The following is a 13,218-nucleotide window of genomic DNA, read 5'->3' on the forward strand; positions in this document are numbered from 1 at the left end:
GGCGTTCTCGTAAACAGACAACGGCCGCCCGGCGAGGACGAACGGACGTTGTCTACAACCGACGTGCTAGACGGTGTGCAGGTACCAGTTGTATTCGAGATCCGAAATGGAATGCTCGAATTCTTCCAGTTCATGCTCCTTACAAGCCACGAAGATATCGATGTACTTCGAATCGATGTATCGCGCCATGATTTCGCTGTCGTCCAGTTGCCGCAAGGCATCACGCAGGTTGTTCGGCAGACTTTGCTCGTGCTGCTCGTAGGAGTTGCCTTCGGTCACCGGCGGCGGCTCGACGTGATTGGTCAGACCGTGATGGATTCCTGCCAGTACGCCTGCCAGCAGCAGGTAGGGGTTGGCATCAGCGCCCGCCACACGGTGCTCGATGCGTACGGCATCGGGCGTGCCAGTCGGAATGCGCAGCGCCGTGGTGCGGTTATCCAGCCCCCAGCTCGGTGCATTGGGTACGTAGAACTGCGAGCCGAAGCGACGATAGGAATTCACGTTGGGGCATAGAAAGGCCATCGAGGCGGGCAGGGTCTCGAGCACACCGCCGACGGCATGACGTAACGCGGCGTTCTGCTCGGGATCCTCGCTCGTGAAAATATTGTTGCCATTCTTGTCCAGCAGCGAAATGTGCACATGCAGACCGTTACCTGCCTGCCCCGGATAGGGCTTGGCCATGAAGGTAGTGTCCATTTCATGGTCGTAGGCGATGTTCTTGATCAGCCGCTTGAGCAGCACTGCGTAATCACATGCCTTGATCGGGTCGGCCACGTGATTGAGGTTGACCTCGAACTGCGCGGGAGCCGACTCGGCCACGACGGCATCGGCAGGAATATTCTGCGCACGGGCACCATCGATGATGTCCTGCAGGCAATCGGCGTACTCGTCGAGATCATCGATGGAGTACACCTGAACGGACTGCGGGCGCTTGCCGGAAATAGGCGAGCGGGGCGGCTGGGGCCGGCCGTTGATGTTTTCCTGATCGATCAGATAGAACTCAAGCTCGAAGGCCGCGACGACCGTCAGTTCCATCTCGGTAAAGCGTTCAACGACCTGACGCAGCACTTCGCGAGGATCGGCGAAGAATGGCGCGCCTTCCATTTCGTGCATGGTCATCAGGAGTTGTGCGGTAGGGCGTTTCTGCCAGGGCTCCATGGAGAGCGTGCCGGCGATGGGATAGCAGACGCGGTCGGCGTCACCGATATCAAGGCCGAGGCCTGTGCTTTCTACGGTGGAGCCGGTGATATCAAGTGCGAAGAGTGAGGCGGGTAGATTGATTCCTCTTTCGAAGACTTTGGGCAGACTGTTTCGGTCGATGCGTTTACCACGCACCACGCCGTTCATGTCCGAGATCAGAAGGTCGACGAACTGCACTTCAGGATGTGCCTGGAGGAAGTCGGTCGCTTCATTCAAGTGAACGGCACGCGGGGGTACCGACATGATGCAACACCTATAGTTGTTAAAAATATCAATCAGCGGGGACTTCACCTAGGAGTCAATCCGAAAGGGGACCTAAAGTCAACTTTGCTCGTTATTGGTGCTCGAAGGCCTGATCAAGGCCTTTCATTGGGGCACAGGGCTTCGCTTGAGTCCCCGTAACACGCCGGCTGGAAGAGAATGTGCGAACCGCATAAGCGGTCTTGAAAGAACGGTTGTGGAAAAAAATGAACAAGACTACTCTCCAATTCATCCAACCATGGCAAACGTAACGGGTGTCCCATGTCGTGCCTGCCGTTGATCGGCGTGACCGCCTGCACCAAGCAGATCGGTTTGCATACCTTCCACATCGCCGGCGACAAGTATCTGCGTGCCGTCGTGACCGGAGCGGGTGGCCTGCCACTTGTTATTCCCGCGCTGGCTGACCTGCTTGACCAGCCTACCCTGCTTGCACGTCTCGATGGATTGATGTTTACCGGCTCGCCTTCCAACGTGGAGCCGCATCACTACCAGGGGCCTCCCAGTGCGCCGGGCACCGCCCATGATCCTGATCGTGACCGTACCACCCTGCCGCTGATTCGAGCGGCCGTGGATGCAGGCGTTCCTGTGCTCGGTATCTGCCGCGGCTTTCAGGAGATGAACGTGGCAATGGGCGGCAGCCTGTATCAGAAGGTGCACGAGGTTGGCCCGTTTGCCGACCACCGCGAGCGACCGGATAATCCGCTTGACGTGCAGTATGCGCCCAGTCATGCCGTTCATGTTCAGCCGGGCGGTGTATTCGAGCGCTTGGGGTTGCCCGAGCAGTTCCAGGTCAATTCCCTGCATGGGCAGGGCGTCGAGCGTCTCGCACCAGGTCTTCGGGCCGAGGCTCTGGCGCCGGATGGCTTGGTGGAAGCGTTTTCCGTAGAGGGCGCCTCTGTCTTTGCCGTTGGGGTGCAGTGGCACCCTGAATGGCAGGTACGCTCCAATTCGAATTATCTGGCGATTTTCAACGCCTTTGGCGATGCCTGCCGACAGCGGGCCGGGCAGCGCTGACGGCGGTCCTTGACCGCCGTATCATCCTGCCTGGACGGTAAGTCCATATGCCTTCCGGGCAGGTTTTTCAAAACCTTGAGGTCTTTATGGCTAACCAGCTTGACCAGCTCACCCAGTGGTTGAAAGAACACAAGATCACCGAAGTCGAATGCCTGATTTCCGATTTGACCGGCATCGCCCGCGGCAAGATCTCGCCCACCTCGAAATTCATCAATGAAAAAGGCATGCGCCTGCCGGAGAGCGTTCTGTTGCAGAGCGTGACGGGAGACTATGTCGAGGATGACATCTATTACGAGCTTCTCGATCCGGCCGATATTGACATGCTTTGCCGGCCTGACGAGAACGCTGTCTTCCTCGTGCCCTGGGCCATCGAGCCCACGGCGCAAGTCATTCACGATACCTACGACAAGCAGGGTCGCCCGATCGAACTGTCTCCACGCAATATCCTGAAGAAGGTGCTCAAGCTGTATGCCGACAAAGGCTGGAAGCCGATCGTCGCGCCCGAGATGGAGTTCTATCTCACCAAGCGTAGCGATGACCCGGATTATCCCCTGCAGCCCCCGGTAGGCCGTTCCGGTCGCCAGGAGACGGGCCGCCAGTCATTCTCAATCGATGCCGCCAACGAGTTCGATCCGCTCTTTGAAGACATGTACGACTGGTGCGAGCTTCAGAAGCTGGATCTGGATACGCTGATTCATGAGGAAGGCACGGCCCAGATGGAAATCAATTTCCGTCATGGCGATGCCCTGCATCTGGCGGACCAGATCATTGTGTTCAAGCGAACCATGCGCGAGGCCGCCCTGAAGCACAACGTCACGGCTACCTTCATGGCCAAGCCCATGACCGGTGAGCCCGGCAGCGCGATGCACCTGCACCAGAGCGTCGTGGACCTGAAGACAGGCAAGACGGTGTTCTCGGAAGAAGACGGCACGATGAGCGAGCTGTTCCGTCATCACATCGGTGGGTTGCAGAAATACATCCCCGAAGCCTTGCCTCTGTTTGCGCCCAATGTGAACTCGTTTCGTCGTTTCCTGCCGGACACCTCTGCTCCGGTAAACGTGGAGTGGGGCGAAGAGAACCGCACTGTAGGCCTCCGGGTGCCGGATTCCGACCCGCAGAATCGCCGCGTGGAAAACCGTTTGGCCGGTGCGGACGCCAATCCCTATCTGGCGCTGGCTGCCAGTCTTCTGTGTGGGTATCTGGGCATGATCGAAGGCATCGAACCTAGCGCTCCCGTCAAGGGGCGTGGCTACGAGCGTCGTAACCTGCGCCTGCCGCTGACGCTGGAAGCAGCCTTGGAGCGCATGGAGCAGTCCGTGACCATTGAGCAATACCTGGGCACACGCTTCACGCGGGGCTATGTGGCCGTCAAGCGCGCCGAGCATGAAAACTTCAAGCGGGTCATCAGTTCCTGGGAGCGCGAGTTCCTGTTGATGAGCGTATGACCTGATCGCGCCAGCACAGCTGGCGCATTCCAACCCAGGAGGTGTTATGAACGACAGGACCGTCAGCGAGCGTACCGCGCACTGGCAGGCACTCAGCCGGAACCATCACCTGCCGCCCTTTACGGATTACAAGCAGCTCAATGCAAAGGGCTCGCGCATCATCACGCGTGCCGAAGGCATCTATCTGTGGGACAGCGATGACAATCGCATCCTCGATGGGATGGCCGGGCTGTGGTGTGTGAATGTCGGCTATGGCCGTGAAGAGCTGGTTCAGGCCGCTACCCGGCAGATGCGCGAACTACCTTACTACAACCTGTTCTTCCAGACTGCGCACCCGCCAGCCATCGAGTTGGCCAAGGCGATTGCAGATATCGCACCCGAAGGCATGAACCACGTGTTCTTTACCGGCTCGGGCTCGGAGTCCAACGATACTGTCCTGCGCATGGTTCGTCATTATTGGGCGACCAAGGGGCAGCCACAGAAGAAGATCATCATCGGCCGCTGGAATGGTTATCACGGGTCAACCGTGGCCGGCGTGAGCCTGGGCGGCATGAAAGCCTTGCACGAGCAGGGTGATCTGCCCATTCCGGGAATCGAGCACATCGACCAGCCTTACTGGTATGGCGAGGGCGGCGACATGAGCCCGGATGAGTTCGGGATTCGCATCGCCGATCAGCTGGAGCAAAAAATCCTGGAACTCGGCGAGGATAAGGTGGCCGCCTTTATTGCCGAGCCAATTCAGGGCGCTGGAGGTGTAATCGTTCCGCCGGACACCTATTGGCCACGGATTCGCGAAATACTGGCGAAATACGACATTCTGTTCATCTCCGATGAAGTTATCTGTGGGTTCGGGCGTACCGGAGAATGGTTCGGCAGTCAGCACTACGGCATGACGCCAGACCTCATGCCCATCGCCAAGGGGCTGACCTCCGGTTATATCCCCATGGGAGGTGTGATCGTGCGGGACGAGATCGTCGAGGTGCTCAACCAGGGCGGCGAGTTCTACCACGGTTTCACCTACTCGGGGCATCCGGTTGCGGCCGCTGTGGCGTTGGAGAATATCCGTCTCCTGCGCGACGAGGGCATTATCGAGCGAGTCAAAAGCGAAACGGCACCTTACTTGCAGAAGTGCTGGCAGACGCTGGCCGATCATCCACTGGTAGGCGAGGCGAGAGGTGTGGGCCTGGTGGCCGCGCTGGAGCTGGTACAGGACAAGCGGACAAGGGCGCGCTTCACGGGACGTGAGGCAGGCATGATCTGTCGGGAACATTGCTTCCGCAATGGCCTGATTATGCGGGCCGTGGGCGATACCATGATCATTTCGCCACCGCTGGTCATCACGCCCGCGCAGATCGATGAGCTGATGGTGCTGGTGCGCAAGTGCCTGGACCTGACGGCTGCCGACCTGCATCGGTAGTGAAGACGAGTCGCGAGCAGAACGAGCGTCCAGGGGTGTTTGTCTGACATAACAGCACCCTTGGATGATGGCAAAAATCAAAAGGAATGGTGGCGCACTCTTGAGCCGCGCGCCGGACCTTGCCAGACTGCGCCGGTGCGTTGGCCAGACGCACCAGGGGAGGATTGAAAAGCCTCCTCCGGAATACTTATACGACCCTGTTTAGGAGCATTTCCGCATGAAAGCTTTTGGCAAGACACTGCTCGCACTCAGTCTGGCTGGCGCCTTCGCCGGTCACGCGATGGCAGACGACAAGGTTCTGCACGTTTACAACTGGAACGACTACATCGCTGAAGACACCATTGCCAAGTTTGAAAAGGAAACGGGCATCAAGGTGGTCTATGACGTGTATGACAGCAACGAGGTACTCGAAGCCAAGTTGCTGGCGGGCAAGTCGGGCTATGATGTAGTTGTCCCCTCCAACTCTTTCCTGGCCAAGCAGATCAAGGCTGGCGTCTACCAGACGCTGGACAGGAACAAGCTGCCCAACTGGAAAAATCTGGATCCCCAGCTGATGAAGACCCTGGAAGTCAGCGATCCGGGTAACCTGTACGCCATTCCTTATCTGTGGGGTACCATCGGTATTGGCTACAACCCTGACAAGGTAAAGGCTGCACTGGGCGACAACGCCCCGGTGGACTCCTGGGACCTGATTTTCAAGCCGGAAAATATTTCCAAGCTCAAGAGCTGTGGTGTCGCACTGCTGGACTCGCCAACCGAGATCATTCCTGCCGGTCTGCATTACCTGGGCTACAAGCCTGACAGCCAGGACACTAAAGAGCTAAAGGCGGCGCAGGATCTGTTCATGCAGATTCGTCCGTCGATCACCTATTTCCACTCGTCCAAGTACATCTCTGACTTGGCCAACGGCAACGTCTGCGTGGCGGTCGGCTATTCCGGCGACATCGCCCAGGCCAAGGCCCGTGCCGCTGATGCCAAGAATGGCGTGACGGTGAAGTACAACATTCCCAAGGAAGGTGCCGGTACGTTCTTCGATACCATGGCCATTCCAAAGGACGCTACCAATACCGAGGGCGCCTACAAGTTCATCGACTTCATCATGAAGCCGGAGATCATTGCCGAGATCAGCGACTACGTGCAGTACCCGAACGGCAACAAGGAAGCGACACCGCTGGTCAGCGACGAGGTTCGCAACGACCCGGGCATCTACCCGACTCAGGAGACGATGGGCAAGCTGTACGCCTTCCCGGACCTGCCGGCCAAGGTGCAGCGTGCGATGACCCGTGCCTGGACAACGATCAAGTCCGGCAAATAAGCGATGCAGGCCCCTCCGGCAGTTGTTGGAGGGGCCTTCTGGAAGGATAGGGCATGTATACAACGCAGCGATTATCCGACCCACGCTCGAATCTGATTGCAGCTTCGGTGAGCTGTACCGATACGAAAAATCAGTTTATCCGTGACATTTCCGCGCTCATCCTGTATCAACGCGGCCCGTTATCAGGCAGGCCGTACGGTAAGCAGGTGAAGGCACTATTGCCACTGGCGGTAGCCGCCGGGAATTCGCATGTCTGCAACCGTGCATGTGCGGGCCATATTAGCCGATGCCGGATGCGTTCCAGGGTTAGGTAAGAGCCCTATGGTAGGGCCGTCGCGTTAAACCTGTATTCATTCATAGATTCTTCACAAGGAAATCGGCCGCACAGTCAGGTATGGACTGGCCACTAACCAAGAGGACGACCGAGTGTTTCTTTCCCTTCGTAAGACGCTGCTTGCCACTGCCGCTGCGCTGGCCTTTACACCACTGGCCCATGCCGAGAAAGTCGTGCACATCTATAACTGGAGCGATTACATCGGTGAGACCACGCTGGAAGATTTCCAGAAGGAAACCGGAATCAAGCCGGTCTATGACGTGTTCGACTCCAATGAAACCCTCGAGGGCAAGCTTCTGGCCGGGCGGACCGGCTATGACGTGGTAGTGCCGTCCAACCATTTCCTGGGCAAGCAGATCAAGGCTGGCGCGTTCATGAAGCTGGACCGCAGCCAGCTGCCCAACTGGCAGAACCTGGACCCTGCTTTGCTCAAGCAGCTTCAGACCAACGATCCGGGTAACGAGCACAGCGTGCCTTACCTATGGGGAACCAACGGTATCGGTTACAATGTCGACAAGGTCAAGGAGGTGCTTGGCACCGACAAGATCGACTCCTGGGCAGTGCTGTTCGAGCCGGAAAACATCAAGAAGCTGACCAAGTGCGGTGTTTCTTTCATGGACTCGCCGGATGAAGTCATCCCGGCCATGCTGAACTACCTGGGGCTCAACCCCAACAGCACAAATCCTGACGATTACAAGAAAGCCGAGGCGAAGCTCCTGCAGGTTCGCCCGTACGTGACTTATTTCCACTCCTCGAAATACATCTCCGATCTGGCCAACGGCAATATCTGTGTGGCCTTTGGCTATTCGGGTGATGTTTTCCAGGCAGCGTCACGTGCCGAGGAGGCGGGAAAGGGCGTCAAGATCGCTTATGCCATTCCCAAAGAGGGAGCGAACCTGTGGTTTGATTTGTTGGCCATCCCCAAGGATGCCTCTAATGCGAAAGAGGCACATGCGTTCATCAACTACCTGCTGCGGCCTGAGGTGATTGCCAAGGTAAGCGACTCCGTTGGTTACGCTAATCCCAATCCCAAGTCAGGCGAGTTGATGGATCAGAAGGTGCGCCAGGATGAAACGGTCTATCCACCCCAAGAGGTGATGGACAAGCTGTATGTAATGGCGGAACTGCCTCCGCAGATATTGCGGATCAGTACACGCAGTTGGACCCGGATCAAATCCGGTAAATAGCGTTCCATATTCGATAGCCTGACCGTTGAGTCAGGCTGAATGCCTGGCTGACAGCAAGGCGAAAAGAGGCACGGTCGGCGCTAGGGCAAGAAGGGCGGAGGGGTTTTCCGCACCGACTCTAGAACCTCATGCCGTAGCTGTCAGGTAGGATTTCAAGACCCCTGGGGAGTAAATAATGGCGATAGCCTCCGGTGCCTTTAAAAAAGCCGTGACCGGTGTTCAGCAGACCAAAGAAGTGCTGGTGAAGATCGATCGGGTAACCAAGAAATTCGATGAAACGGTGGCAGTTGATGATGTTTCACTGACCATCAACAAAGGCGAGATCTTTGCGCTGCTTGGTGGCTCCGGTTCTGGTAAATCCACGCTGCTGCGCATGCTGGCGGGGTTTGAGCAACCCACCGAGGGAAGGATCTTCCTGGACGGGCAGGACATCACCAATATGCCGCCGTATGACCGGCCGATCAACATGATGTTCCAGTCCTATGCCTTGTTCCCGCACATGACGGTCGAGCAGAACATTGCGTTCGGCTTGAAGCAGGACAGGCTGCCCAGGGAAGAGATCAACCAGCGCGTGGCCGAAATGCTCAAGCTGGTGCACATGACACAGTATGCCAAGCGTAAACCGCATCAGCTCTCTGGTGGACAGCGTCAGCGGGTGGCCCTGGCGCGCTCACTGGCCAAGCGGCCCAAGCTTCTGTTGCTCGACGAGCCGATGGGGGCGCTCGACAAGAAACTGCGTTCGCAGATGCAGCTGGAACTGGTGGAGATCATCGAGCGTGTGGGCGTGACCTGTGTGATGGTGACGCACGACCAGGAAGAAGCCATGACCATGGCTCAGCGCATCGCAATCATGCACCTGGGCTGGATCGCTCAGGTGGGTAGCCCGATGGATATCTATGAAACGCCAGCCAGCCGCCTGGTTTGCGAATTCATCGGCAACGTGAACCTGTTCGACGGTGAACTGATCGAGGACGATGCGGATCACGCCATCATTGCCTCGCCGCAGCTCGAGCGGCATATCTACGTGGGCCACGGGATTAGCACCCGCGCTGAAGACAAGCGCGTGACCTATGCGATTCGCCCGGAAAAGCTCCTGATGGCCAGCCGCCTGCCGGAAGACCATGAACACCCCAACTACAACTGGCTACGCGGGACCGTGCATGACATCGCCTATCTGGGCGGGCATTCGGTGTATTACATCAAGCTGGAGTCCGGGCAACTGGTCCAGTGCTTCATCGCCAACGCCGTGCGCCTGGGCAAACGCCCGACGTGGGACGATCCGGTAGTGGTGTATTGGGAAGATGACAGCGGCGTGGTACTGCAATCATGAGTCTGAAGAAACTGTTCGATGGCCGCCGCCTGGTTATTGGCGTCCCGTTCGTGTGGCTGTTCCTGTTCTTCCTGCTGCCGTTCGCCATTGTGCTGAAGATCAGTTTCGCCATTGCGGACGTCGCGATTCCACCCTATACCGAACTGCTGACCTATGCCGACCAGCAGCTGGATATTGCCCTGAATTTCGGGAATTACCTGATGTTCACGGACGATCCGCTATACCTGGACGCGTACCTTGGCTCACTCAAGATCGCTGGCATCAGTACGCTGATCTGTCTTCTGATTGGATATCCGATGGCCTATGCCATCGCTCGGGCACGCAAGGATGTGCAGACGGTATTGCTTCTCCTGATCATGATGCCGACCTGGACGGCCATTCTGATCCGGGTCTATGCCTGGATGGGGCTGCTGTCCACCAACGGCCTGATCAATGAATTCCTGATGTTCATTGGTGTGATTCACGAGCCGCTGCGCCTGCTCAATACCAATTTCGCGGTGTATCTGGGGATTGTGTACTCCTATCTGCCGTTCATGATCCTGCCGCTGTTCGCCAATCTGGTGAAGCACGATCTGACACTGCTGGAGGCGGCATCTGACCTGGGAGCGAGTCGCTTTACCAGTTTCTGGCGTATCACGGTGCCGTTGTCCAAGAACGGCATCATCGCGGGCTGCATGCTGGTCTTCATCCCAGCAGTAGGCGAGTTCGTGATTCCGGAACTGCTGGGCGGGCCGGAAACGCTCATGATTGGCCGTGTGTTGTGGCAGGAATTCTTCAATAACCGCGACTGGCCGGTGGCTTCGGCTCTGGCAGTGGTCATGCTGATCATCCTCATCGTGCCTATTGTCCTGTTCAACAGGAATCAGGCGAAGGAGCTGGAGGGCAAGCTATGAGAAGCCTGAAGTTCACAAACCTGATGTTGGTGTTGGGCCTGTTGTTCATCTACCTGCCGATGGTCATCCTGGTGATCTATTCGTTCAACGCCTCGCGTCTGGTGACTGTCTGGGGCGGCTGGTCGGTGCACTGGTATGCAGGGCTTCTGGACAATAACCAGCTGATGGGCGCCGTAGGGCGCTCCCTGGAAATCGCGTTCTACACGGCGATTTCCTCGGTCATCCTGGGAACGCTGGCGGCGTTCGTGCTGACGCGTATTCCTCGCTTTCGCGGGCGTACGGTGTTTGGCGGTCTGGTCACTGCACCGCTGGTCATGCCTGAGGTGATTACCGGTCTGTCGCTGCTGCTCCTGTTCGTTTCCATGGCACAGTTCATCGGCTGGCCGCAGGATCGGGGTGTCGTCACGATCTGGATCGCCCATACCAGCTTTTGCGCGTCTTACGTAGCGGTAGTCGTGTCGGCGCGTCTGCGCGAGTTGGACCTGTCCATCGAGGAAGCCGCCATGGACCTGGGCGCGCGTCCCTGGAAGGTGTTCATGCTGATCACCATCCCGATGATTGCGCCTTCTCTGGCAGCGGGTGGAATGATGTCCTTTGCGTTATCGCTGGATGATCTGGTGCTTGCAAGCTTCGTGTCCGGCCCTGGCTCAACCACCTTGCCAATGGAGGTGTTCTCCGCTGTGCGCCTGGGCGTCAAGCCGGAGATCAATGCCATTGCCAGCCTGATTCTGCTGGCGGTCTCGCTGTTTACCTTCCTCGCGTGGTATTTCACGCGTCGGGCTGAGAAGAAGCGGCTGCAGGGGTTGAAGGAGGCCATGGAGTCGACGGTGACGGAAACTGCCAATGAGCGGGACGTTGAGCGTTTCACCGCGCCGCCTACCAATAGCTGATACAAGAAAGCCACCGAAAGGTGGCTTTTTTTATGCCTGGGGTGGATCAGCCTGTTGCCAGAATGAATCGGTGTATGGCCTCGGCCAGACCGTTCCTGTCGGTTTCGGCGGTGATCTGCATGGCGTGAGCCTTGACGTCTTCCTCGGCTTGTCCCATGGCAATGGAGAGCCCGGCTTTCTTGAACATTGAAATATCGTTTTCACCGTCTCCAATGGCGACGGTACGCGTGAGTGGAATGCTCAGATGCTCCGCCAGTGCCACTAGCGCATGGCCTTTACTGGCCTGGGCGGCTGTAATATCCAGATAGTAGGGTTGGGAACGTACGGTATGGGCATACTGCCCCAGCTTCTGATCCAGCTCGGGTTGCAGGCTGGCGAGGCGATCATGGTTCTTACTGACAGCTACCAGCTTGTCGACCCGGTCAAGGTAGTCATCAAAGCGGTCGACGATCAGCGGATCATAGCCCAGGGCTCTTTTCTCATGGCCGATGTAGTGGTTGTCTGGATTGGCAATGATCCATTCATTATCGGCGAAGAGCCAGATATCCAGGTCTTCGTCCTCAAGCTGCTCAAACACGCTGTCCACGGCATTCCGGGGTATACGGTGTGCCTGCAAGAGCGTGCCATCCGGCTTGAGCAGGGTGCCGCCGTTGAAGGCGCCGACGGGGAGGGTAAGATCAAGCGCTTCGATCAGCCAACGCATGGCCCGTGGCGGGCGACTGCTGACCAGCGTAAAGTCGATTCCAGCCTCACGCAGGCGCTGTACGGCCTCTATCGTAGCTTGGCTTAATTGCTTATCGGTACGCAAAAGGGTGCCATCGACATCCGACAGCATAAGTTGATAGGGGTGGTTCGTCATTATCGTTCCTGTCGAGCCATAGTAGAAAAGAGCGACAGGCTGCCTGGAGGTGCGCCTCGATGCGCTACCTCCAAGCCTGCTCGGAAAGCGTTACTGCGGGATTTCTACATGCCCACCAAAGCCGAAGCGCATGGCCGACAGGAGCTTGTCGCCATAGGTCGCCTTCTGGCGTGAGCGGAAACGGGCATACAGTGCGGACGTCAGTACCGGGGCAGGTACGGCTTCCTCAATAGCGGCCTCGATGGTCCAGCGACCTTCACCACTGTCGGACACGAATCCGCTGAATTTCTCTAGTTCCACGTCCTGAGCCAGTGCCTGAGCGGTCAGGTCCAGAAGCCAGGAGGAAACGACACTGCCACGGCGCCATACTTCGGCGATGTCTGCCAAATCCAATTGCAGGCGTTCTTCTTCCGGTACATTTTCGGAGCCGCGCATCTTGAGAATGTCAAAGCCTTCGGCATACGCCTGCATCATGCCGTATTCGATACCGTTGTGAATCATCTTCACAAAGTGACCGGAACCAGCCGGGCCTGCATGGATATAGCCACGCTCGGCACGCTCGTCCGGGGCGTTGCGGCCACGGGTGCGCTCGATGTCGCCATAGCCAGGGGCCAGGGTGTCGAAGATGGGATCCAGGCGGTCCACGGTTTCCTTGTCGCCGCCAATCATCATGCAGTAGCCGCGCTCAAGGCCCCAGACGCCTCCAGAGGTGCCTACGTCGAGGTAGTGGATACCTTTCTCGGCCAGCGCCTTGGCGCGGCGCAGGTCGTCCTTGTAGTAAGTATTGCCACCATCAATAATGGTGTCGCCCGGCTCCAGCATCTGGCCCAGGGTGTTGATGGTCTGTTCGGTCGGGTCACCCGCCGGAAGCATGACCCACAGCGCGCGTGGCTTAGCCATCTGCTGGATCATGTCCTCAAGACCGGTTGTTGCTTTGGCGCCTTCTTTGGCCAGCGTCTCGATGGAGTCGGCGCTGCGGTCGTATGCGAAGACCTCGTGCCCGTTTTTCATCAGCCTGCGGGCAATGTTTCCGCCCATCCGGCCCAGTCCGATAATGCCAAGTTGCATGTTGT

11 protein-coding genes are annotated in these 13,218 nt (G+C 57.7%); 8 read left to right on the plus strand and 3 right to left on the minus strand.

Annotation, left to right across the window (positions count from 1 at the left end):
- Nucleotides 1-66: 66 nt before the first annotated feature.
- Nucleotides 67-1,443: a glutamine synthetase family protein gene (locus tag EAW52_RS05485; protein WP_074822246.1), complete on the minus strand. Its 1,377-nt coding sequence runs from the start codon at nucleotides 1,441-1,443 to the stop codon at nucleotides 67-69.
- Between the two features lie 279 nt (nucleotides 1,444-1,722).
- On the opposite strand from EAW52_RS05485, the gene EAW52_RS05490 reads away from it, so the two are divergent.
- The 8 genes from EAW52_RS05490 (at nucleotide 1,723) to EAW52_RS05525 (ending at nucleotide 11,286) form a co-directional block, all read left to right on the plus strand.
- Nucleotides 1,723-2,475: a gamma-glutamyl-gamma-aminobutyrate hydrolase family protein gene (locus tag EAW52_RS05490; protein WP_122041715.1), complete on the plus strand. Its 753-nt coding sequence runs from the start codon at nucleotides 1,723-1,725 to the stop codon at nucleotides 2,473-2,475.
- Between the two features lie 86 nt (nucleotides 2,476-2,561).
- Nucleotides 2,562-3,920 carry a glutamine synthetase family protein gene (locus EAW52_RS05495; RefSeq protein ID WP_122044730.1) on the plus strand — a complete coding sequence of 453 codons (1,359 nt, stop codon included), beginning with the start codon at nucleotides 2,562-2,564 and terminating at the stop codon, nucleotides 3,918-3,920.
- Between the two features lie 46 nt (nucleotides 3,921-3,966).
- Nucleotides 3,967-5,337, plus strand: a complete 1,371-nt coding sequence (locus EAW52_RS05500) for an aspartate aminotransferase family protein (RefSeq protein WP_122041716.1) — start codon at nucleotides 3,967-3,969, stop codon at nucleotides 5,335-5,337.
- Between the two features lie 217 nt (nucleotides 5,338-5,554).
- Nucleotides 5,555-6,652, plus strand: a complete 1,098-nt coding sequence (locus EAW52_RS05505) for a polyamine ABC transporter substrate-binding protein (protein WP_122041717.1) — start codon at nucleotides 5,555-5,557, stop codon at nucleotides 6,650-6,652.
- Nucleotides 6,653-7,102: 450 nt separating this feature from the next.
- On the plus strand, nucleotides 7,103-8,173 hold the full coding sequence (locus EAW52_RS05510) for a polyamine ABC transporter substrate-binding protein (RefSeq protein ID WP_051370210.1): 1,071 nt from the start codon (nucleotides 7,103-7,105) through the stop codon (nucleotides 8,171-8,173).
- A gap of 175 nt (nucleotides 8,174-8,348) precedes the next feature.
- Nucleotides 8,349-9,503: a polyamine ABC transporter ATP-binding protein gene (gene potA, locus EAW52_RS05515; protein WP_122041718.1), complete on the plus strand. Its 1,155-nt coding sequence runs from the start codon at nucleotides 8,349-8,351 to the stop codon at nucleotides 9,501-9,503.
- Nucleotides 9,500-10,396 (plus strand): ABC transporter permease subunit, encoded by an 897-nt coding sequence (locus tag EAW52_RS05520; RefSeq protein WP_010795657.1) that lies wholly within the window; start codon nucleotides 9,500-9,502, stop codon nucleotides 10,394-10,396. The genes potA and EAW52_RS05520 overlap by 4 nt, the downstream gene beginning before the upstream one ends.
- Nucleotides 10,393-11,286, plus strand: a complete 894-nt coding sequence (locus tag EAW52_RS05525) for an ABC transporter permease subunit (protein WP_010795656.1) — start codon at nucleotides 10,393-10,395, stop codon at nucleotides 11,284-11,286. The genes EAW52_RS05520 and EAW52_RS05525 overlap by 4 nt, the downstream gene beginning before the upstream one ends.
- A 46-nt stretch (nucleotides 11,287-11,332) precedes the next feature.
- Here EAW52_RS05525 and EAW52_RS05530 read toward each other — a convergent pair whose 3' ends face one another.
- Together EAW52_RS05530 and gnd are read right to left on the minus strand one after the other, a co-directional pair.
- Nucleotides 11,333-12,145: an HAD family hydrolase gene (locus EAW52_RS05530; RefSeq protein ID WP_122041719.1), complete on the minus strand. Its 813-nt coding sequence runs from the start codon at nucleotides 12,143-12,145 to the stop codon at nucleotides 11,333-11,335.
- Nucleotides 12,146-12,235: 90 nt separating this feature from the next.
- Entirely contained in the window at nucleotides 12,236-13,213 is a 978-nt protein-coding gene (gnd, locus tag EAW52_RS05535) for a phosphogluconate dehydrogenase (NAD(+)-dependent, decarboxylating) (RefSeq protein ID WP_010795654.1), read from the minus strand.
- Between the last annotated feature and the right edge of the window lie 5 nt (nucleotides 13,214-13,218).

Origin of the sequence: Pseudomonas sp. LTJR-52, from assembly GCF_003691465.1 — a bacterium.
In the GTDB taxonomy this organism is placed as follows: domain Bacteria; phylum Pseudomonadota; class Gammaproteobacteria; order Pseudomonadales; family Pseudomonadaceae; genus Chryseomonas; species Chryseomonas luteola.